Raw genomic sequence first — 21544 nt, 5'->3', positions numbered from 1 at the left:
TCCTAGCGCGTCTGCCAGCGAAACAGGCGCTGTTCGATATGGCGCAACAGGTAGTCGATGGCAAAGCCGATCACGCCGGTGACCACCACCCCGACCATCACAATGTCGATGCGCAGCATCTGCCGGGCCATCTCGATCATCTGCCCCAGGCCGCTATCGGCCGCCAGCAACTCGGTGGCCACCAGCACCACCCAGGCGCGGGTCAGGCTGATGCGAAAGCCGGTGATGATCGGCGGCGCGGCGGCGGGCAGGGCCACCAGGCGCACAAAGCTCGGCCAGCGCAGGCGGTACACGTCGGCGACCTCGAAGTAGCTGCGCGGGATGCCCTTGACCCCTTCGCCGGCCGCCAGGGCCACCGGGAAAAACGCGGTCTTGGCCACGATGATGATCTTGAAGGTTTCATCGATGCCAAACAGCAGCACGAACATCGGAATCAAGGCGATGCTGGGGATCTGGCGCAGGGTATGGAACAGCGGCCCGCAATAAGCCTCGACGGTTTTCGACAAAGCCATCAACACGCCAAAGCCCAGGCCACACAGCGAGCCGATAGCAAAGCCAATGCCCAGCCGTGACAGGCTGTTGCCCAGGTGTTCCTGCAACTCGCCGCTGGCCAGCAGATCGGCAAAGGTCTGCAGCACCTGCGCGGGCGGCACCAGCAGGTTGCGCGGGAACAGCCCCAGGTGCGCGACCCACGCCCACACCGCCAGCAAGGCCAGGGGGGAGATCAGCCAGGTAAGAGGGTTCAGTAAGTGATTCAGGCGCATGGCAGGTCTTATTTCAGCGAAGTACCCAGCCACCATCGCAAGACATGTGCCATAAACCCGTAAACCCTGTAGGAGCCCGGCTTGCCGGCGATGGCGCCCTTCTGCCATGCGCAGGGCATGAGGCCGCAATCGCCGGCAAGCCGGCTCCGACAGGGGGAAATGGTGGTTGGGTGCTGCTGTGGCAACACCCGTTCAGCAGTCGCGTCTAGAAGTCGTAACTCACGCTGGTGTAGTAGAACGCGCCCTGGGCACCTTCTGGGCTGGTGATCGAGTAGATCGGCACGCCGTACAACTGCGCGCCATCGGCCTTGTCCGGGTGGCTGTCGAACAGGTTGATCGCGCCTACCGAGACCTTCAGGCCCTTGTCGAAGGTGTACGACAGGTCCACGTCCGTGACCCACTGCGGGCTGTAGGTCTGGTCCAGGCTGGGGTTGGTGGCATTGCGGCTGATCCATTGGCCATAGCGGCGTTGGGCAACCGTCAGGCCCCAGTTCTCATACAGCCAGTTGGCGCTCAGGGTCAGTTTGGTTTCTGGCGTGCCTTCTTCGATCAGGCCCTGGGTGTTGCGCCCGACAATCTGCGATCCCTTGATATTGCCCACGTCGCGCAACGCCGTGATTGTGGTGCGGTTCTTCGCAAAGCCGCTGCTCAGGTTCAGGCGCCCCCATTGCTGCAGGTTCCACTGATAGTTGCCGGTCAGCTCGATACCATCGGTGCGCGTATCGGCGACGTTGGTGTAGAACGCCGCGCTCTGGATATTGGCGTAGGGCGTGCCGGCAAAAATCGGCGTGACCACCGCAGACGGCAGTTGGTCGGAGAGGGTGATGCGGTTGTCGATATTGATCCGGTACGCATCCACCGTCACCGAGGCGTTGTCCAGCGGGCGCCATACCAGGCCCAGGGAGTAGTTGGTGGACTCCTCGGGCTTGAGTGCCTTGCCGCCCAGCAACCGCGCTTCCTGGCTGTCGGCACGCAGGGTGCGTTGCTGCACTTCCACATAGTTGCCGCTGCCGGGCGGCTGTTCCACCACCTGCACGCTGAACGACGACATGCCGCTCTGCACCAGCGACGGCGCGCGGTAGCCGGTGCTGGCGGTGGCGCGCGCGGCGATCTGTGGGGTGAAGTCGTAGCGCAGCGACAGCTTGCCGTTGGTGGTGTCGCCGAAGTCCGAATAGTGCTCGGTACGCACTGCCACCCCGGCCTGGAATTTCTCGGTGACTTGACCTTCGACATCGATATAGGCGCCCAGCACCTTGCGCTCCAGGGACGCGGCATCGACCTGGGTGATGCCCGAGTAATACCCAGGGATGCGGCGCCCGGTGATCGGGTCGACCGTGTTGAACAGCGGCCCGTTCTGCCAGCCCGCCGCATCACCGGCACTCAGTTGGTAGTTCTCCTTGCGCCAGGCCAGGCCGGCGGACAGGGTCAGCGGCTTGAAGAGCAGGTCGGTGGGGAAGTCGCGCACCCAGTCCAGGGTCAGGTTGGTCTGCTCGTTTTCGCGCTGGCCGGTGTAGATATTCGCCGGGCTGTTGGTGCCCCAACTGGGGTTGATCGCATTGCGATCGGTGGATTCGAGCGTGTTGTTACCGTGGTTCAGCGCCAGGTCGAACTTGCCCAGTTGCTCGTGCTCATAGCGCAGGCCGCCGGTCACCGCATAGTCCTGCAGACTGTAGCGCGTCACCGGCAGGCGTCCGTCGGGGTAACGCTGCAACGCGGTACTGCCGTAGTTGCTGCGCAGGGTGGTCGGCGGGTCGAAAAATCCTTCGGCGTCGGTGTTCTTGTGGGCGTAAGTGGCAAACCCATAGGCGGTCAGGCCGTCGCCGACGCCGATTTCACTGTTGGCCACGAAGTTGTACTGGTCGGAGACATTGCCCGAGCCCCAGCGCCAGGTGCGGTAGCGGTTGTTCTGTTCCCGGGGCGTGTTGATGCTGGTGGAACCTTGATAGAAGATCCGGTTGTCGGGGTTGGTGTCGCTGGCCGGATCCTGGCTGCCGGCGTCGAAGCTCAGGGTCAGGAAACCGTCGTTGGGCAGGCTGAAGCCTTTCCAGCCGCTGAGTTTGCGCTGGATACCATCGCCCTTGTCATAGCCGCCAAAACGGTAGCCGACGTTGCCGCCGTCGTCGTTTTCCTTGAGCACGATATTGATCACCCCGGCGATGGCATCCGAGCCGTATTGCGCCGCCGCGCCGTCACGCAGGATCTCCACGCGCTGGATCGCACTCAGGGGGATCAGGCTCAAATCCACCGCCGCTGCGCCCCGGCCATTGACCAGGCTTTGGCGGGTGATATTGGCGCTGCTGTGGCGGCGCTTGCCGTTGACCAGCACCAGCACCTGGTCCGACGCCAGGCCGCGCAGCGACGCGCCTTGGGCGATAGAGCCGGCGAAGGCACCCTGGGGTGACTGCGGGAAATTGAACGACGGCGACAGGGCGGTCAGCGCGCCAGACAGGTCGCTGGCGCCGGTCTCTTGCAGTTGCTCGCTGGACAGCACATCCACCGGCGCGGCGCTTTGCAGGGCGGTCAGGTCGCTGCGGCGGGTGCCCAGTACCACCACGGTGTCGAGGTGGTCGGCCTTGGCCGTGGGTTGGATTGGTGCGGCAATGGCGGGCACGGCAAGGCTGCCCAGGACCAGCGCGATGGCGCCGGCCAGTGGAGTGTGCTGGAACATAAACGTATTCCTTTCAAACAAGGCTGGCCCTCCAAACAATGCAGATCACCTGTAGGAGCCCGGCAAGCCTGCGATGGCGAGCTCAAGGACGCTATCGCAGGCAAGCCTGGCTCCTACAGTGGGTCTGTGTTGTTTGGGAGAGGGGCTTGGGCTTAGAAACGGCTGGTCACGCTCACGCCCACGGTGCGCGGGTCGCCGTAGGTGATCACGTACTGCCCCAGTCCACCGTTTGGCCGGCCATGCACCTGGTAGCGGCGGTCAGTGAGGTTGTTGACGAAGCCGGTGACGCTGAGTTTTTCATCGGCGCTGTACCAGCTCAGGCGGCTATTGACCAGGGTGTAGTGGGGTTGGCTGAGGGTCTTGTCGGCGCTGCTCTGGCGGTCGGCGAGGAAGTATTCCTTGTCGCGGAAACTGGCGTCGGCCCCGGCCACCAACTTGCCGCCGATCTGCAGCGCGATGGTGTAGTCGCCACCCACCGACACCACATTGCGCGGCGAGCGCACAAAGCTGTTGCCGCTGTAGTCACCGGTGACCGCGCCGGTGTTGGGGTTGGTGTTCTTGAAGTCGGTGTATTCGGTATCGAGGAACGACACCGCCGCCCGCAGGTGCAGGGAGTCGGTGGGCTGGCCTTCCAGTTCCAGCTCGGCGCCCTTGACCTTGCCTTTGGCGCCATTGGTCAGGGCCGTGGTCAGCACGCCGTTGTTGACTGTCAGCAGGTTGACCTGAATATCCGAATAGTCGTAGTAGAAAATGTTCGCGTTGGCGGTCAGGCGGCGGTTGAACCACTCGGACTTGACCCCGAACTCATAGGCGTCGAGTTGTTCCGGGTCCACCGTGGTCAACTGCGCCAGGCTGGTGGACAGCCCGGTGTTGAAACCACCGGAACGGAAGCCGTGGGCATAGCGAAAGAACACTCGTACGTTGTCATTGATCCGGTATTCGGGCGTGACATCGTAGGTCCAGGCTTCCCAGGTCTTGTTCTCCTGGCGGCTGCCATTGGTGCCGCTGCCGGCCAGGGGCACCAGCGGGCCGTTGGCGGTATTGCGGGTCAGTTGGGTGAGGTTCAGGTCGATGTCTTTCTTTTCCTGGGTCCAGCGCAGGCCGCCGGTCACGGTGAAGTTGTCGGTGAAGTCGTAGGTCAGGTTGCCAAACAGCGCGTAGCTGTTGGTCTTGTGGTCGTAATTGAGATCCCGCAGGTCGGTCGCGCCATTGATCTGGTTGGAACCGGTGCCATTGGGCGTCGGGCCGGGGGCAATGAAACGTCCGCCGCTGCTGTCCAGGTCTTCGTGGAAGTAGTGCGCACCGGCCAGCCAGCGCAAGGTTTCCTGCTGCGGCGAGGCCAGGCGGATTTCCTGGGAATACTGGGTGTATTTGTTATCGCTGGTGGACGTGCCGTTGACCTCATAAGGCGTGTAGTCGGCATCGCTGCTGGACTGGCCGCGAATGTAGTCATAGGCGCTGATGGAGGTGAGGGTGTAGTCGCCCAGGTGCCAATTGAGGGTCAGGGACGTGCCGTCATGGTTGAGCTTGGAATCGTCCTTGACGTTGAGCGCGATATTACGGCCTTCGGGGCGCTGGTAGCCGACGTTGTAGTAGCGGCCCAGGGTCAGTGCCCCGTTGGAACCGTCGCCCTTGAACTCGCGGCTGTGGATCTTCAGCAGCGCGTCCAGGTCCGGGTTGAGCTGGGCAAGGAACTGCAGGCGCACGGCCTTTTTGTTGACGTCGCCGTAGGTGTGATCGTCCACCAGGTTTTTCTGGAAGCCGTCGCGCTCCTCGGAGTACAGCGAGATCCGCGCGGCGAGTTTTTCGTCCACCAGCGCGCCGCCAAGGGCGCCGCTGAGGATCCTTTCATTCTTGCTGCCAAAGCCGATGGTGCCGAAACCGTCAGTGTCGAACGCGGGTTTTTTCGAAATGATATTCACCGCGCCCGCCGTGGTGTTCTTGCCATACAGGGTGCCCTGGGGCCCGCGCAGGATCTCGATGCGCTCCAGGTCAAACAGCGGGCCGCCGCCGGCAATCGGTGCGTTGAGGTAAACGTCATCGGCATAAATGCCCACTGGGTACACCGTGGCCGCCCCGGTGTCGCCGGTGCCCAGGCCGCGGATGTACCAGCGTGGGCGGCCGTCGCCGTCGGGGTTCTTCGCCGAGGCGTTGGGAATGAAAGTGGTGATGTCGCCCATCGAGCGCACGCCGTCGGCCACGATGCTGGTGCCCTGGACCGCCGACACGGCCACCGGCACCTCTTGCAAGGTCTGCTCCCGGTGTTGCGCGGTGACGGTGACGGTCTTGAGTGCCGGCTCGTTTTCAGTGTCGGCTGCCAGCACGTAATCGCTGCCAGTGAACAGCAATGCGAGCCACAGGCCCTTGGTGATTGGATTAAGTTTGTGCATGTAAATCTCCCCCGGAAAAGTGTCCTTGAAGGGGTTAGAGCAGAGATCGTGCCAATCCCGATACGAGTATTTATGTTGTTGATATTTAAGGATAAAAAGTTTCTGTTTGGACGTGATTAAACGCGGTGAATCCGGGCTGTCGAGGATCCAGCAAAAACTGCGTGGCCGGTGCTGCTGGAGCAGCACAGAAAGTGCTGCGTGGCCAACACTGTAGGAGCCGGCTTGCCGGCGATGGCGCCCTTGAAAGCACTGCATCACTCAGGGGCGTCATCGCCGGCAAGCCGGCTCCTACAGGTTGTGAGGGGTCAGACTGCGACGCGGGAGGTGGAGCCGATGACTTTTTCCAGCACGCTGAAGTCGATCCAGTCGCGCACATCGAAATGCCGTGGGATGAAGTGCCAGCGATGCAGGAAATCGGTGAAGTCCTGCAAGGCCTCGATCGAGCGGGAGTCCAGGGTGGTGCGCAGCCGCCGATGGGCATCCTCGCCATAGGCCGCCGTCACCCAGTACTCGCTGGTGTTCAGCTCCTGGGCGAGAAAGCGCCGGGTCTCGTCGGGATTGGCCCAGGCCCATTGCTCGGTGCGCAATACCGTATCGACAATCTTCACGCTGGCATCGAAATGCTCGTGCAGCAGGTGGGTATCTACCGTCAGCGTACGCGGCGTGCCGTTGTTGCTGCGGATCAACGGGTCCGGGTGAGAGCCGGTATCGACCACCACATGCAAGCCGAACTCATTGGCCAGGTGTACGGCGTGGGCGCCCTTGAGGAAAATCGCATCGATATCGCCGCGCAGCAGGCCGATCAACTCGTTGTTGCGCCGGCTGAAGCGGCTCACCCCGAGGCTGGCCGGGGTGCCGTACACGTACTGGGTCTGGTTGTCGCTGTAGGTGCCGCCGTAGGGATAGTCCACCAACTCCACATCCGCCACGTTCAGGCCTTCGAGCTTGAGCGCGTTTTCCAGGCCGCGCAGGGCCTGGGCGCGGGTGAAGTCGATCTGCACGTTGGCCCACTTGGGCAGGCCGAAGCGCCGGTTTTTCAAGTCGCGCACGCTTCTCACGCCGCTTTCGGCGGTGGTCAGGATCAACTGCACCTCATCGCTCCACGACAGCCCCAGCACACGGGTCTGGACCCCGCTGGAGTAGGCCCAGATCGCCGGGATATTGCCGCCGTGGCGCACCGAGTTCTTCAGGTGATGGTCGTAGTGGGCTTCGCGTACTTCGCGCTCGGTGGACTCGCGCAGGGATTGGATATTGGTGCCAAATGGCTGGAAGGCTTCGGCCAGTCGCCCGGACTGCACCGCAATGCCAAGCCCGGTGGGCACCGGGCTGTGGGTGTACCAGAGAGTATCGAGTGGTTTGCTCATAAAGGTCTTCGTTCAAATCCCTATGCCCTGTAGGAACCCGGCAAGCCGGGCTCCTACAACGATGTCAGGTGGTTGAGGGGCCGCGCATCGATCCAGGCGCGCACATCAAAGCTGTTGGGGATAAAGCGCCAGCGGTGCAGGAACTGCACAAAGTCCTGCAGCGCGGCAATCGCCTGCTCATCCAGGGCCGTATGCAGCCGCAGGTGGGCATCCTCGCCATAGGCGGCGGTGACCCAGTATTCGCTGCTGTTGGTTTCCCGGGCCAGGTAGCGCCGTGTTTCTTGCGGGTGGGTGTGGGCCCATTGCTCGGCGCGCAATACCGAATCGAGGATACCGGTGGCCACATCCAGGTGGTTGTCCAACAGGTTCAGGTCCACCGCCAGGGTGCGCGGCGTGCCGTTGTTGCTGCGGATCAGCGGGTCCGGGTGCGAACCGGTGTCGATCACCGTGTGCAGGCCAAAGTCATGGGCGTGCTGGGCGGCGCTGGCGCCCTTGAGAAAGATCGCATCCACCTCGCCGCGCAGCAGGCCGATCAACTCCAGGTTGCGTTCGGCCAGCGGCGCAGAGACCTGCGTGCCGGCGATGTTGCGCACCGGGCTGTCGCTGAAGGTGCCGCCATACCGGAAGTTCACCAGCTTCACATCGCCGACCTGCAAGCCTCCCAGCGACAGGGCATTTTCCAGGCCGCGCAAGGCCTGGGCGCGGGTGAAATCGATCTGCGCGCCGGACCAGTCGGGCAGGCCGAAAGTGCGGCCCTTGAGGTCCTTGACCGTTTGGATGCCGCTGCCCCGGCGGGTCAGGATCAATTGCACTTCATCGGCCCAGGACAAGCCGATTACCCGGGTCTCGCGGCCCTGGGCACGGGCCCAGATCGCCGGGATATTGCCGCCATGGCGCACCGAGTTGCGCAAGCTGTGATCAAAGTGCGACTCGCGCACGGCCTGGTCGTTGGACTCGCGCAGCGACTGCACCTCGGCGCCCAGGGCGCCGACGGTCTCTTGCAGCCAGCCTTTTTGCACGGCAATCCCCAACCCGGTGGGCACCGGGCAGCGGGTGTACCAGAGGGTATCGAGGTGTTGGCTCATTCAGGGTCTCCCGCAGCAGTCAGGCGCTGGCGCGCAAAGGTTGGGTGGCCGCCTGTCGATGCACCAGCGGCAAGACTTCCTGGCCAATGCGCAGGGCCTCTTCCAGGTGCGGGTTGCCGGCGAGGATAAAGGTCGAGAACCCGGCGTCGCGGTACTCCACCAGGCGCTCGGCAATGTTCTCGTGACTGCCCACCAGGCCCACGGTGGGCCCCGGCTTGGCCTTGGCAAACCCGGCCCACAGGTTGGGGCCGATGATCAGGTCGTCGAAGCGGTCGACATTCTGGTGATAGGCCGTCTGGCGCGCCGCACCCACCGAATCCGAACCGTTGGTGAAACCTTTGGCGAGCACGCTGCCCTGGCCTTCGAGTTTGTCGAACTGGCGGCGCAGGTCTTTCCAGGCCAGCTCTTCGGTCTCCCGGGCAAACAGGTCGACCCGCAGGCCGAAGCGCACGCTGCGCCCCTGTTTGTCGGCCAACTCGCGCACCCGCTCGATATGCGGCTTGAGCTTGTCGATGGGCTCGGCCCAATTGAGGTACACATCGGCATGCCTGGCGGCCACGTCCAGAGCGGCATCGGAGAACCCGGAAAAGTACACCCCCGGTTTGCGCTCATGGTGCAGGCCAGGGGGCAGGGCGCCGTTTTCCAACTGGTAGATATCACCGTCATAGGAGAACTTTTCCTGCTCCCACAGGCCCTGGATGATGTCGAGGAACTCCCCGGTACGTTTGTAGCGCAGGTCGTGTTCGAGGAAATCCCCATTGGCCCGCTGACTGGCCGGGTTGCCACCGGTGATGATGTTCCAGTCCAGGCGGCCCCGGCTCAGGTTCTGCAGGATCGCTGCTTGCTGCGCGGCGTAGGCGGGCAGGGTCCAGGTGGCCTGGAAGGCAATCAGGAACTTGATACGCCGGGTTTCCCGGGCCAGCGCGGCCGCGACGATCCATGGCTCGGGCCCGGTGGGCAGCAATGCCCCTTCGAAGCCGGCCAACTCGGCGGCCTTGGCCACCTGGGCGATGTAGTCGATGTAGGTGAAACCGTCCGGCTCGCCATTGGGCAAGCGCCCCGGGGCGATATGGCCGGGGCGGTATTGCGCATTGCCCCGGTTGTGTTTGTCAGTGGTCAACTGCGGACCATCGGTGCCCAGCGGCAGGCGCCAGAAAAATTCAGTGCTCATGGGTGCTCCTGATTCAGTCATGCAAGGTGCGAGGACCTGTTGCAGCAGCGAGTGCAACGGCCATGCCATGGCGGCTGCGGCCCCTGCGGGCGGGGGGATGCCTGCGGATGGGGGGCAGGAGCGATGTGGGGATTGCGTCTGTAGCAACACCTGAGCAGCAGTGGCTGTTCAGCGGGCAGCACAAAACTTTTGTCGGCGCTGGCTTGCCAGCGATGGCGGTGTATCAGTCGACACAGGTATTGACTGGGCCGCCGCCATCGCCGGCAAGCCGGCTCCTACAGGGGCACGCACGTCTCGACAATCAATACCCGACCAAAACCATCGGCATTTCTTGATCGCCATCAAGCAGCTTTTACCCCCCGGCTTTCTATCATGGCCCCTGCCAAGCAATGAGGAAGCGACCATGTCAGAGACCTTCACCAAGGGCATGGCCAGGAATATCTACTTCGGAGGAAGCGTGTTCTTCTTCCTGATATTCCTGGCCCTGACCTACCACACCGAACAAACCTTTCCCTCGCGCAGTAACCAGGACCAACTCACCGAATCGGTGGTACGCGGCAAGGGCGTCTGGGAGCGCAACAACTGCGTCGGCTGCCACACCCTGCTGGGCGAGGGTGCGTACTTTGCGCCGGAGTTGGGCAATGTGTTCAACCGCCGCGGCGGCGAGGAAGCGTTCAAGCCATTCCTGCACGCCTGGATGAAGATGCAACCCTTGGGCGTTCCCGGCCGGCGTGCGATGCCGCAATTCAACCTTAGCGACCAGGAGGTGGACGATATGGCCGAGTTCCTCAAATGGAGCTCGAAGATCAACACCAATGGCTGGCCGCCAAACAAGGAGGGCTAAGGGATGCGTACCGTCAATCCATATCTGAAATTCCAATCCCAGGCCGTGGCCAAACCCTACTTTGTATTCGCCCTGATCCTGTTCCTGGGCCAGGTGCTGTTCGGTTTGATCATGGGCCTGCAATACGTGGTCGGCGACTTTCTGTTCCCGTTGATCCCCTTCAACGTGGCCCGCATGGTCCACACCAACCTGCTGATCGTCTGGCTGCTGTTCGGGTTCATGGGCGCCGCCTATTACCTGGTGCCGGAAGAGGCCGACCGCGAGTTGCACAGCCCCAAGCTGGCAATCCTGCTGTTCTGGGTGTTCGCCGTCGCCGGCGTGTTGACCATCCTCGGCTACTTGCTGGTGCCCTACGCGGCCCTGGCCAAGCTGACCCACAACGAGTTGTTGCCAACCATGGGCCGGGAGTTCCTGGAGCAGCCGACCATCACCAAGATGGGCATCGTGGTCGTGTGCCTGGGCTTTCTCTACAACATCGGCATGACCCTGCTCAAGGGCCGCAAGACCACGGTGAGCATGGTGATGATGACCGGGCTGATCGGCCTGGCGGTGTTCTTCCTGTTCTCGTTCTACAACCCCGGCAACCTGGCGCGGGACAAGTTCTACTGGTGGTGGGTGGTGCATCTTTGGGTTGAAGGCGTGTGGGAGCTGATCATGGGTTCGATGCTCGCCTTTGTGCTGATCAAGGTCACCGGCGTCGACCGCGAGGTCGTGGAAAAATGGCTGTACGTGATCATCGCCATGGCCCTGATCACCGGGATCATCGGCACCGGTCACCACTTCTTCTGGATCGGCGCGCCCGAGGTGTGGTTGTGGGTCGGCTCGATCTTCTCGGCCCTGGAGCCGCTGCCGTTCCTGGCGATGGTGATGTTCGCCTTCACCATGGTCAAACAGCGCCGGCGCCAGCACCCGAACCGGGCGGCCACGTTGTGGGCCAAGGGCACCACGGTCACCGCGTTCTTCGGCGCCGGGGTCTGGGGGTTCCTGCACACCCTGGCACCGGTCAACTTCTACACCCACGGCACCCAATTGACTGCCGCCCACGGCCACCTGGCGTTCTTCGGCGCCTACGCCATGATTGTGATGACCTTGATCAGCTACGCCATGCCCCGCCTGCGCGGTATCGGTGAAGCACCGGATGCACGCTCCCAGACCCTGGAGATCTGGGGCTTCTGGATGATGGTCCTGTCGATGGTGATGATCACCCTGTTCCTCACCGCTGCCGGTGCCGTGCAGGTCTGGTTGCAACGCTGGCAAGTGGACGGTGTGGCGCTGCCGTTCATGGCCACCATGGACCACCTGACGGTGCTGTTCTGGGCACGGCTGGCCAGTGGCGTGGTGTTCCTGCTGGGCCTGCTCTGCTACCTGTGGAGCTTCCGGCAGCGGGGCAAAGGCTTGGACTCTGCCACCCCCGTGACCGCTTGAGCGGTCAACGTTAATCCCCAAGAGGGCGGCCCGGCAGGTACTGCGGGCCGTTTTACGTCTGGAGTACTTCACATGGCCTTTACCCTTGAGTTGGAAGAGTGGGTCGGCAGTGTCTGGCACCGCTTTATCACCCGTCGCGCCAATGCCGACTTCCCCGAGGCGCGGGTCGATCTGGTCGACCGCCAGCGCAGCCTGGCCCTGTTGTTCCGCGCCCTGGGCGGTGCCCATGGGATAGCCGTGGAAGCCGCCAGCGAGCGCGACCTGCTGCTGCGCCGCAACCTGTTGATGCGCATCGCCGGCACCTGCCGGCAGGCGCCCCTGGCCTCGTGCGACGGCCATCGCCTGCGCCTGCCGGCAAGCCTGGCGGTGTTTCCCTCGGTGGCCCTGAACCTGGAGCTGTACCGCTGGCTGGCGCTGCTGGCCGCCCATGCCGGGCCGATGACCCACTGGGCCCGGGATAACCAGCGCTGGACCTGGCTGCTGTTGCAGCGTTACCCGGCCATGCTCCCCAGCTATCAGCGCCTGGTGGACGCCCACCTGCAATTGCGCCCCGATCCCGCTACCCTCAACCCCGCTGAAGCCGCCGTGGAAAAAGCCTTGCGCAAGGCCCTGCGCGAACCCGGCAGCGTGCGCCAGCTACCCCGCAGCGAGCGCGCCGCCTGGCCGTTGCCGCTGTGGCTGTATCCACCCTTGCACCTGCACAGCCCACAGGCCGCAGATCAGGACGACGAGGGCGACGACCTGACGACGCGGCCTGGCGAACAACAGGGCGCGCCCAAGCAGGCCAACCGGGTCGACGACAACAGCCGCGACGGTGGCCTGTTGGTGGTGCGCCTGGAAAACCTGTTCAGTTGGACCGAGCACGTCGATCTGGACCGCTGGGCCGACGACTCCGAAGACGAAGATGCCGCGCGGGTCGCCGAAGACCTCGACCAGTTGAGCCTGTCACGCCAGCGCGTGCGCAAGAGCGGCGGGCTCAAGCTGCACCTGGATTTGCCGCCGGCCGATGTCGATGACATCCCCCTGGGCGCAGGCATCAAGCTGCCAGAGTGGGACTACCGTCAGCAGCGCCTGCAAGCCAACTTCGTCAACCTGCAACTGCTGCAACCCCGCGACAGCGCGCCCCAGCCGCTGCCGGCTCGCCTGCTGCCCCAGGCCGCGCGTTTGCGCCGCCAGTTCCAGCAACTGCGCACCGACCGCCAATGGCTGCGCCAACAGCCCCAGGGCGCGGAACTGGACCTGCAGGCGTGGCTGGATTTTTATGTCGAGCGCCAGCACGGCGCATGCGCCGAGCGCGGCCTGTTCAAGGAGCAGCGCCGCACCCGGCGCGACTTGGCCTGTTTGCTGCTGGCCGATTTGTCGATGTCCACCGACGCCCATTTGAACGATACGCAAAAGGTCATCGACGTGATCCGCGACAGCCTGCTGCTGTTTGGCGAAAGCCTGGCGGGCCTGGGCGATGCGTTTGCCTTGTATGGCTTTTCGTCCTTGCGTCGCCAGCAGGTGCGCCTGCAACAGCTCAAGTCATTCCAGCAACCCTACGACGACCACATCCGTGGCTGCATCCAGGGCCTGAAACCGGGTTACTACACACGCATGGGCGCCGCCATCCGCCAGGCCACCCAGACCCTGGGCGCCTGTAGACAACGGCGCAAACTGCTGCTGATTGTGACCGATGGCAAGCCCAATGACCTGGACCTGTACGAGGGCCGCTACGGCGTGGAGGACACCCGCCAGGCCGTGCTAGAAGCGCGGCGCCAGGGCCTGGTGCCGTTCTGCATCACGATCGATAAACAGGCCGGGGAGTACCTGCCGTACATGTTCGGCGCCCACGGTTACACCCTGATCCGCCAGCCGGAACAACTGCCGCTGCGCTTGCCGCAGCTCTACCGGCAGTTGACCGAAGATCAGTAAAAGTCCCGGGGCAGCCAGAAGAACATCGTGATGCAGAACACCGCCAGCCCCAGGCAGAACCATTGGAAGCGCTTGAGCCGCCGCGCCTCAAGGCTGGCGGTGGAGACGGGCAGAGGCATGGCGCAGCGTTCGCAGGCCGCGTGGGGTGGCGGGTTGGCATGCTGGCAATACAGGCAGACTCGCGCTGCGCTCATTCAAATTGCTCCAGGCGCAGGCGATCAAGAATGGCGATCTGCCGACCGTCCTGGGTGATGATTTTTTCATCGATCAGCCGGCGAATGATCCGCGAGAACGTCTCCGGCTGGATCGACAAGTGCCCGGCGATCAACTGCTTGGCCATGGGCAGTTCGAACGAACTGTCGACACTGTGCAAGCGCACCAATTGCGTCAGCAAGTAGCGCACCACGCGGTGGGTGGCGTTTTTCAGGGACAGGGTCTCGATCTCGTTGACCCGCTGGTGCAGGCGCACACACAACTTGCCCAGCAGGGCGAAGGTCAGGCGGCTGTTGCTGTGGAGCAGGCGCATATAGGTGGCGTTGGACAGGCGATACAACTGCGTGGGGCACACCGCCTCGGCGCAGGCCACGTAGTTGGGCGTGTCCATCAGCATCATCGCCTCGGCGAAGGTCTGCCGCTCGCCGATCACTTCAAAGACCTTTTCCTGGCCGTCCGGGGTCAGGCGGTAGATCTTCACCGCGCCGGCAATCACAAAGTAAAAGCCATCGGCCGGTTCGCCCTGGCGGAACAGCGGCTCGCCCTTGTCGACACTGAGCAACTGACTGCTGGCCATCAGCTCGTCCATCTGCTCTTCGTTGAGCGGCTCGAACAGGTGATGGCTGCGCAGGATCTGATGATGCACGCGGTGCAGGACCCTCGGCGTGTCGCTGATCATACAAGCCACAACGACAGGCCACTGGCCGCCGCCATCATCGAACCGAGAATCACGAACCAGGCCAGGGGCTGGATGACTTTTTTCATGGGGACTCCGTGGGGGCAGTAATAAGGGATAACCGGCTAGAGCAAGAGCTGGGCCAAGGCACGGGCCGTGTAAAACCTGGGCTGTAGCGCCTACATGGTCAGAATGACCCTGACTGTATGGGTCTTTTTAACCCTCTAATGGTCATTTACACCCTCCTAGGCAACGCTAACCCCCTGTAGGAGCTGGCTTGCCAGCGATGGCATCGCTGCGGTGTACCCACCAGATCGAGGTGTTTGCATCGCAGGCAAGCCAGCTCCTACAGGTGTAGGGCGGCGCACTGGGGCATTCGGCCCGGCCTTTGCAACACTGATTGCGCGACGGCCCCCAGGATAGTGCGCCGCCCAGGAGCCCTGCTTGATCTGCGACAAGGGCCAGGGGCGGGCAATCCCGGATGATCGGGCCGGCAATGACTTGAGGAGTGGTGGTATGCACGTGCTGGATCGACGCAAGGCCATGTCGATAACCCCGTTGTTTCGCCTGGCTTTCCGGCCATTTTTCCTCGGTGGCTGCCTGTTGGCGCTGCTGGCGATTCCCTTGTGGCTACTGGCCCTGGCCGGCGATGCGGGCTGGCAACCGGCGGGTGGCTGGCTGGCGTGGCATCGACATGAACTGCTGTTCGGTTTCGCCCTGGCAATCATCGGCGGGTTCCTGCTGACGGCGGTGCAGACCTGGACCGGCCGCCCCGGCATCAGTGGCGCGCCCCTCGCGGTGCTGGCCGGGTTATGGCTGGGCGCACGCCTGGCGTGGCTGTTCAACCTGCCATGGCCGTTGCTGGCTGTGCTGGAACTGAGCTTTCCCCTGGCGGTCGCCGGGCTGATGGGCTGGACCCTGTGGAAAGTGCGGCAACAACGCAACTACCCGATTGTGCTGGTCCTGCTGCTGTTGACCCTGGCCGATGGCCTGTCCCTGTATGGCCTGCTGCGCGGTGACGAAGGCTGGCAGCGCCAGGCGGTGTTGACCGGGTTGTGGCTGGTGGCGGCGATGATGGGCTTGATCGGCGGGCGGGTGATTCCGTTCTTCACCCAGCGCGGCCTGGGGCGCACTGAAGCAGTGAAGCCCTGGCCGTGGCTGGATTACCTGCTGTTGGCAGGCTCGGCGTTGGTGGCGCTGCTGTATGCCAGCGGTGTGGCGCTGCTGCCCAGCCTTTGGGTTGGCCTGGTGTTTGCCCTGCTGGGGCTCGGTCATCTGCTGCGCCTGGTGCGCTGGCACGACCCAGGCCTGTGGCGCGTGCCGCTGCTGTGGTCGCTGCACCTGGCCTATGCCTGGCTGGCCGTGGCTTGCCTGGGCATGGCGCTGTGGCATTTCGGCGTGCCGCTGAACCCGAGCCTGGCGGTGCATGCGCTGACGGTGGGGGCGATGGGCGGGTTGATCCTGGCGATGATCGCGCGGGTCAGCCTGGGCCATACCGGCCGCCCACTGACGCCACCCAAGGGCATGACCCTGGCCTTCAGCCTATTGAACCTGGCCTGCCTGAGCCGGGTGCTGCTGGTGCTGATCTGGCCGTATGCCGCGCTGTGGCTGGCAGGCCTGTGCTGGACCCTGGGCCTGGGTGTGTATCTATGGCGCTATGCCCCAATGCTGTGGCGTGCGCGGGTTGACGGCCATCCGGGCTAGGAGAACGGGAATGCTCTATTCGTGGTTATTGATCGTGCATCTGCTGGCGGCCATCGCCTTTATCGGCACGCTGTTCTTTGAGGTGGTTATCTGGCACCGCGCCCGTGATGAGCTGGCGTGGTCGGCTCAGTTCACCAGCGACCAGGCGATTGCCCGGCGTTCGCGGCAGGTGCTGCATGGCGTGGTGGTGCTGTTGTATGGCGCGGGCATCGGCTTGGCCTGGCACTACCGCGGCGTGCTGGGCGCGCCCTGGGCCAGCCAGTTTTCGGCGATGTTGAGCCTGAAGATCGTGTTGGCGCTGAGCATCATCGGGCATTACCTGTTGCTCGCGTACTGGCTGACGCAAAAACGCCTGAGCCCGCTGCGGGCGGTGTGGATCCGCCGCAGCATCCTTGGGCATATGGTGCTGATCGTGATCCTGGCCAAGCTGATGCTGCGCTGAGTCCTGTAGGCGCGAACAAGCTCGCGCCTACAGGCAGGGGTCAGGCTGTCAGCGCACGAACAAACAACACGTCATTTTCCAGATGAATATGCTCCAGCAAATCCCCATGAAACACCTCCAGCCCGTGATACAGGGCACGCCAGGTATTGCACGCGTCAGCGGGCGGCTGGATGCGATGGGTCAGCGCCAGCAACTGCTCCAGGGCCTGGCCGTGTTGTTCATGTTCATAGCGCATGACCTGGATCGGCGGCGCGGCCTGGGGACCCATGCCCATTTGCAGCATCGGGAACAGCACCTGTTCCTCCTTGAGCATATGGCCCTCCAGTTCCTGTTCGATATCCCGCAGCAGGTCGGCCAGGCCATTGGGGCACGCCAGGTGATGGCCGTGGACCTGCTCCACACGGCTGGCCAGGCGGATCAGTTCCGGCAGTTGCTCGCGGTGGCGAGCGTGGTAGCGCTCCAGCAAATGTTCGATCAGTTGCGCCTGGGGCAGGCTGTCCGGGGCGATGGTGTTCATCGGCTTTCCTCATCAAGTGAACAGATACACCGCTGATTGCATGCCGTGTGCCATTGCCAACCCATTGAAAAACCGCATTTAATTTTTTGTAGTGGTCAGGATCACCCTGATGCTGCACGGTAGAACCGACCATACAAGGGTAGTAATGACCATGTTGCGTGAAAGTCTGTCGGCCGACCTGATTGTCGAATTGCCCAACGCGGTGCGCCTGCAACGCCTGGTGCAGACCCTGCGCGAATATTTCCATAGCGGCGCCGTGGGCCTGTTGCGCCTGGATGGCGACGACAGCCTGCGTCCGGTGGCCACGGTGGGGCTGGTGCATGAGGCCCTCGGCCGGCGTTTTGTGATTGCCCAGCATCCACGGCTGGCGGCGATCATGGCGTCCCGCGAGCCGACCTGGTTCGAGCCCGACAGCCGCCTGCCGGACCCGTACGACGGGCTGCTGGACACTCAGGTCGGCGAACCGCTGCCGGTGCATGACTGCATGGGCGTGAGCCTGTTCGTCGAGGGCCGGCCCTGGGGCGCGATTACCCTGGATGCCCTGCACGCCGGGACCTTCGACGCCAATGCCCGCGAGCAACTCAAGCGTTGTACGTTGCAGATCGAGGCTGCGGTGCGGGTCACGCGGCTGGAGCAGGAGAACCGCAGCCTGCGCCTGTCACGCCATGAACCGCTGGCGGGTTTGCCCAGGGTCGAAGATGGCGAAATCCTCGGCCAGAGCCCGGTCCTGCACCAGTTGCTCAACGAGCTGGATGTGCTCGCCGATTCGGACCTGCCGGTGTTGCTGCTTGGCGAAACCGGGGTCGGCAAGGAGCTGTTCGCGCGGCGCCTGCATCGCCTGTCGCGGCGCAGTAAAAAGCCGCTGATCCAGGTCAACTGCGCGGCGCTGCCGGAGTCGTTGGCCGAGAGCGAGTTGTTCGGGCATGTCAAAGGCGCGTTCTCCGGCGCCACCAGCGACCGTGCCGGGCGTTTTGACGCGGCCAACGGCGGCACGCTGTTCCTCGATGAAGTGGGCGAGTTGCCGTTGAGTGTGCAGGCCAAACTGCTGCGCACCTTGCAGAACGGTGAGATCCAGCGCCTGGGCGCCGACAAACCGTTGCATGTGGATGTGCGGATCATCGCCGCCACCAACCGCCACCTGCCCGAGAGCATTCGCCAAGGGCTGTTTCGCGCCGACCTGTACCACCGCCTGTCGGTGTACCCGGTGCCGATCCCGGCGTTGCGCGAGCGCGGCCACGATGTGCTGCTGCTGGCGGGGCACTTCCTGGAGCTCAACCGCGCGCGCCTGGGCCTGCGCGGCTTGCGCCTGTCACCGGCAGCCGAGCAGAGCCTGCTTGGTTATGCCTGGCCGGGCAATGTGCGCGAGCTGGAACACGTGATCAGCCGCGCTGCCCTGAAGCAGTTGAGCCGTGGCGGCAATCGCAACCAGATCATGACCCTGGAAGCCGAGCTGCTGGATCTCGACAGCGCCACCTTGGCCCAGGCCCCTGTGCCTGAAGTGCCGGCGCCGGCATTCCAGACCTTGAGCGATGCGGTGGACGACTGCCAGCGCCAGAAGGTGCGCCAGGCCTTGAGCCTGTCTGGCGATAACTGGGCCAGCGCTGCGCGCATGCTCGGCCTGGACTCCAGCAACCTGCACAAACTGGCGCGGCGCCTGGGGCTCAAGTAGCCGGGCTGCGACCCCATGCCGCGGCGCGCAGTTGATCGCGATCAAGGTGCGCAGGGCGTCGGCTGATCAGACTGTGGCGAATTGACCGGAGGTTCGCCCCATGCCCCTTTCCCTGGCACAGATGCGCCGCAACTACACCCTGTACGGTTTGCGGGATGACCTGGTACAGGACGATCCCCTCGTGTTGTTCGGCCAGTGGCTGGAGCAGGCGCGCAAGACCGAAGTGGCGCCGGTGGAGGCCAACAGCATGGCCCTGGCCACGGTCGATGCCCAGGGCCGCGCCCATTGCCGGATCCTCTTGCTCAAGGGCTTTGGTGCCGAGGGCTTTACCTTTTTCGGCCACTACCAGAGCGCCAAGGGCCAGGAACTGGCGAGCAACCCCAGCGCGGCGATGACCTTTTTCTGGCCCGGCCTGGAGCGCCAGGTACGCATCGAAGGCACGGTCGCACGCCTGGAGCCGCAGCTGTCCGACGAGTATTTCCACTCGCGGCCGCTGGCCAGCCAGATCGGCGCCTGGGCGTCGCCGCAAAGCCAGCCCCTGGCCCATCGCGCCGAGCTGGAGGGGCACCTGCGTGATGTCACCCAACGCTTTGCCGGGCAATCACCGCCGCGCCCGGCAGAGTGGGGCGGCTATTGCCTGCAACCCGAGCGCGTGGAGTTCTGGCAAGGCCGCCCCGACCGCCTGCACGACCGCCTCGACTATCGCCGGCACGACGGCACCTGGCAGCGCAGTCGCCTGGCCCCCTGAATCCGCCTAGAGGTACCTCCTCGGAGGAATAGGCCCGCCGGCCTTTGCGGTGCAGGCTGGGGCCATTGCTCATTTATCCCGGGATTTTCACCATGGCACATCTGACTCAACGCAATTTTGTCTCACTGAACATCGCCGTATTGACCATCAGCGATACCCGCAACTTTGACAACGACACCTCCGGGCAAACCCTGTGCGACCGCGTGCAAGGGGCCGGGCATGCGCTGATCGACCGGGCCCTGGTGGTGGACGACATCTACCAGATCCGCGCGCGGATTTCGCAATGGATTGCCGACCCCCAGGTGCAAGTGATCCTCACCACCGGCGGCACCGGCTTTACCGCGCGCGATAACACCCCGCAAGCGGTGCTGCCATTGCTGGACAAGCATGTCGAAGGCTTTGGCGAGCTGTTTCGCCAGGTGTCCCTGCAAGAGATCGGCATGTCGACCCTGCAATCGCGTGCCCTGGCCGGCATGAGCAATGGCGTGCTGGTGTGCTGCATGCCCGGCTCGCCCGGGGCCTGCCGCACGGGCTGGGACAAGATCCTCTTGGGGCAGCTGGACAGCCGCACCGGGCCGTGCAACTTCGCCCCGCACCTCAAGGCCCAAGCCGCGCAAGCGCTGGAACCCTGCGAGGCGCGGTCATGAGCACCTCGGTGTGTGAAAGCGGCGAACTGATCCCGGTGGACGAGGCCATCGAACGCCTGCTGGCCCAGGCACCCCCTCCACCGTCCACCCAGCAGGTGAAAACCGCCCAGGCCCTGGGCCGGGTGCTGGCCAGCGATATCTTTTCCCCGGTCAACCTGCCGGCCTGGGACAACAGTGCCATGGACGGCTACGCGCTGTGCGCCGCCGACCTGCCGGCCGAGGGCGGCTACCTGCGCCTGGCCGGGCGCATCGCCGCTGGCGAGGGCGCAGCCACAGCGTTGAGCAGTGGGCAGACCATGCGCATTTTTACCGGCGCACCCTTGCCGGCCGGGGCTGACACCGTGGTGCCCCAGGAGCGTTGCCGGGTCTACGGCCAACGCATCTGGTGCCCGCCGATGCGCACGGGCGAGCATGTGCGCAAGCAGGGTGAAGAAGTGACCCAGGGCGCCTTGCTGCTGCCGGCCGGCAAGCGCCTGCGCGCCCAGGAGCTGGGCCTGCTGGCGGCGGCCGGGCTGGCCCAGGTCAAGGTCTATCGGCCGTTGCGGGTGTGCCTGTTGAGCAGCGGTGATGAACTGCGCGAGCCGGGCGATCACCTGGCGCCGGGGCAAATCTACAACAGCAATCGCCATTGCCTGGCTGCGCTGCTGCAAGGCTGGGGCGTGGAGGTACATGACTATGGGGTGATGGCCGACGAACTGGCCGTCAGCCGCGATGCGTTGACCCTGGCGTCCTCGGAATGCGACTTGCTGCTGACGTCTGGCGGGGTGTCGGTGGGCGAGGAAGATCACCTCAAGCAGGCGATCAAGGAGCTGGGGCGCGTGGATTTCTGGCGCCTGGCAATCCAGCCGGGCAAACCCCTGGCCTTTGGCGATGTGGCCGGCAAACCGTGGATCGGCTTGCCCGGCAACCCTTCGGCGGCACTGATTACCGCGTTGGTGGTGGTGCGCCCGTTCCTGTTGCGCGCCCAGGGTGTGACTGACGTCACCCCGGTGCCGATGCTGCTGCCCGCCGACTTTACCTGGGCCCAGCGCAACCGCCGCCGCCAATACCTGCGCGCACGCCTGACCCCGGGCATCGACGGCCAGGCGCGGGTCACGCTGCACCCCCGGCAAAGCTCGGCGATGCTCAGCGCAGCGTGCTGGGCCGATGGCCTGGCGATTGTGGAGCGTGAGCAGTTGGTGGAGAAGGGCGGGCTGGTGCGGTTCGTGTCTTTTGCCGAACTGATGCAATAACTGCCGGCGGTGCCGATGGTGGTGATGGTCAATGTGGGAGCGGGCTTGCTCGCGATAGCGGTGGATCAGTC

The 21544-nt window shown here is 64.1% G+C and carries 17 protein-coding genes and 1 pseudogene; 9 read left to right on the top strand and 9 right to left on the bottom strand.

What is annotated here, in order from left to right; all coding sequences use genetic code 11:
* Positions 1-2: 2 nt before the first annotated feature.
* The 6 genes from HBO11_RS08785 to HBO11_RS08760 all read right to left on the bottom strand — a co-directional run bounded on the left by HBO11_RS08785 (position 3) and on the right by HBO11_RS08760 (position 9442).
* Complete coding sequence (locus tag HBO11_RS08785) at positions 3-764, bottom strand: ABC transporter permease (RefSeq protein ID WP_169955297.1); 762 nt, start codon at positions 762-764, stop codon at positions 3-5.
* Between the two features lie 205 nt (positions 765-969).
* A complete protein-coding gene (locus tag HBO11_RS08780; protein ID WP_169955296.1) occupies positions 970-3432 on the bottom strand; it encodes a TonB-dependent receptor in 2463 nt (820 codons plus the stop codon).
* A 152-nt stretch (positions 3433-3584) separates the two neighbouring features.
* Positions 3585-5822, bottom strand: coding sequence for a TonB-dependent receptor (locus HBO11_RS08775; RefSeq protein ID WP_169955295.1), 2238 nt, complete (start codon positions 5820-5822; stop codon positions 3585-3587).
* A 305-nt stretch (positions 5823-6127) separates the two neighbouring features.
* Positions 6128-7186 carry an ABC transporter substrate-binding protein gene (locus HBO11_RS08770; RefSeq protein ID WP_169955294.1) on the bottom strand — a complete coding sequence of 353 codons (1059 nt, stop codon included), beginning with the start codon at positions 7184-7186 and terminating at the stop codon, positions 6128-6130.
* A gap of 53 nt (positions 7187-7239) precedes the next feature.
* On the bottom strand, positions 7240-8271 hold the full coding sequence (locus tag HBO11_RS08765; RefSeq protein ID WP_169955293.1) for an ABC transporter substrate-binding protein: 1032 nt from the start codon (positions 8269-8271) through the stop codon (positions 7240-7242).
* A gap of 19 nt (positions 8272-8290) precedes the next feature.
* Entirely contained in the window at positions 8291-9442 is a 1152-nt protein-coding gene (locus HBO11_RS08760) for an LLM class flavin-dependent oxidoreductase (RefSeq protein WP_169955292.1), read from the bottom strand.
* Positions 9443-9845: 403 nt separating this feature from the next.
* On the opposite strand from HBO11_RS08760, the gene HBO11_RS08755 reads away from it, so the two are divergent.
* The 3 genes from HBO11_RS08755 to HBO11_RS08745 all read left to right on the top strand — a co-directional run bounded on the left by HBO11_RS08755 (position 9846) and on the right by HBO11_RS08745 (position 13625).
* Positions 9846-10286, top strand: a complete 441-nt coding sequence (locus tag HBO11_RS08755) for a cytochrome c (protein WP_154842703.1) — start codon at positions 9846-9848, stop codon at positions 10284-10286.
* 3 nt (positions 10287-10289) lie between these two features.
* A complete protein-coding gene (locus HBO11_RS08750) occupies positions 10290-11711 on the top strand; it encodes a cbb3-type cytochrome c oxidase subunit I (RefSeq protein ID WP_169955291.1) in 1422 nt (473 codons plus the stop codon).
* A 72-nt stretch (positions 11712-11783) separates the two neighbouring features.
* Complete coding sequence (locus tag HBO11_RS08745) at positions 11784-13625, top strand: VWA domain-containing protein (RefSeq protein ID WP_170058865.1); 1842 nt, start codon at positions 11784-11786, stop codon at positions 13623-13625.
* Here the strand turns inward: HBO11_RS08745 and HBO11_RS08740 are convergent.
* Both HBO11_RS08740 and HBO11_RS08735 read right to left on the bottom strand, forming a co-directional pair.
* The gene (locus HBO11_RS08740) at positions 13619-13819 is read right to left on the bottom strand and encodes a protein DnrP (protein ID WP_169955289.1); all 201 of its coding nucleotides are present in this window, start codon (positions 13817-13819) and stop codon (positions 13619-13621) included. The genes HBO11_RS08745 and HBO11_RS08740 overlap by 7 nt on opposite strands.
* On the bottom strand, positions 13816-14517 hold the full coding sequence (locus HBO11_RS08735; protein ID WP_170041583.1) for a Crp/Fnr family transcriptional regulator: 702 nt from the start codon (positions 14515-14517) through the stop codon (positions 13816-13818). Before HBO11_RS08735 ends, HBO11_RS08740 begins: the two co-directional genes overlap by 4 nt.
* Before the next feature lie 513 nt (positions 14518-15030).
* Here HBO11_RS08735 and HBO11_RS08730 point away from each other — a divergent pair.
* Together HBO11_RS08730 and HBO11_RS08725 are read left to right on the top strand one after the other, a co-directional pair.
* A complete protein-coding gene (locus tag HBO11_RS08730; protein WP_169955370.1) occupies positions 15031-16218 on the top strand; it encodes an NnrS family protein in 1188 nt (395 codons plus the stop codon).
* 10 nt (positions 16219-16228) lie between these two features.
* The gene (locus HBO11_RS08725; protein WP_169955287.1) at positions 16229-16660 is read left to right on the top strand and encodes a hypothetical protein; all 432 of its coding nucleotides are present in this window, start codon (positions 16229-16231) and stop codon (positions 16658-16660) included.
* A gap of 40 nt (positions 16661-16700) precedes the next feature.
* Here the strand turns inward: HBO11_RS08725 and HBO11_RS08720 are convergent.
* Positions 16701-17138: pseudogene (locus HBO11_RS08720) on the bottom strand (hemerythrin domain-containing protein); the annotation flags it as partial.
* 190 nt (positions 17139-17328) lie between these two features.
* Here HBO11_RS08720 and norR point away from each other — a divergent pair.
* From norR to glp, 4 genes are all read left to right on the top strand, one after another.
* The gene (norR, locus tag HBO11_RS08715; protein ID WP_169955285.1) at positions 17329-18846 is read left to right on the top strand and encodes a nitric oxide reductase transcriptional regulator NorR; all 1518 of its coding nucleotides are present in this window, start codon (positions 17329-17331) and stop codon (positions 18844-18846) included.
* A 100-nt stretch (positions 18847-18946) separates the two neighbouring features.
* On the top strand, positions 18947-19594 hold the full coding sequence (gene pdxH, locus HBO11_RS08710) for a pyridoxamine 5'-phosphate oxidase (protein ID WP_169955284.1): 648 nt from the start codon (positions 18947-18949) through the stop codon (positions 19592-19594).
* A 92-nt stretch (positions 19595-19686) separates the two neighbouring features.
* Complete coding sequence (moaB, locus tag HBO11_RS08705) at positions 19687-20241, top strand: molybdenum cofactor biosynthesis protein B (RefSeq protein ID WP_169955283.1); 555 nt, start codon at positions 19687-19689, stop codon at positions 20239-20241.
* Entirely contained in the window at positions 20238-21473 is a 1236-nt protein-coding gene (glp, locus tag HBO11_RS08700; RefSeq protein WP_169955282.1) for a gephyrin-like molybdotransferase Glp, read from the top strand. The genes moaB and glp overlap by 4 nt, the downstream gene beginning before the upstream one ends.
* Positions 21474-21544 lie beyond the last annotated feature (71 nt).

This window comes from Pseudomonas sp. WS 5010 (genome assembly GCF_012985565.1).
Taxonomy (GTDB): domain Bacteria; phylum Pseudomonadota; class Gammaproteobacteria; order Pseudomonadales; family Pseudomonadaceae; genus Aquipseudomonas.
This window is presented reverse-complemented; position numbering and strand designations above follow the sequence as displayed.